Source organism: Gemella haemolysans (genome assembly GCF_028308085.1).
In the GTDB taxonomy this organism is placed as follows: domain Bacteria; phylum Bacillota; class Bacilli; order Staphylococcales; family Gemellaceae; genus Gemella; species Gemella haemolysans_D.
The window spans coordinates 1-240 of the sequence record NZ_JAQMFS010000063.1; the positions used below are offsets into that span (position 1 = coordinate 1).

A 240-nucleotide genomic window follows, 5' to 3' on the forward strand; every position below is an offset into this window, starting at 1 on the left:
AAAAGCGGAAGAGCCAGCAGCGCCGGCACCAAAAGCAGAAGAGCCAACGACTCCAGCACCAAAAGCAGAGGAACCAGTGGCACCAGCACCAAAAGCAGAGGAACCAGTGGCACCAGCACCAAAAGCAGAGGAACCAGTGGCACCAGCACCAAAAGCAGAGGAGCCAGCAGCGCCGGCACCAAAAGCAGAAGAACCAGCGGCACCAGCAGCAAAAGCGGAAGAGCCAGCAGCGCCGGCACC

General features: G+C 60.0%; 1 protein-coding gene. It reads left to right on the forward strand.

Annotated elements, in window-relative coordinates:
• Positions 1-240 (forward strand): hypothetical protein (locus PNO30_RS05255; protein ID WP_271987413.1); only part of this gene is annotated, 240 nt, incomplete at both ends.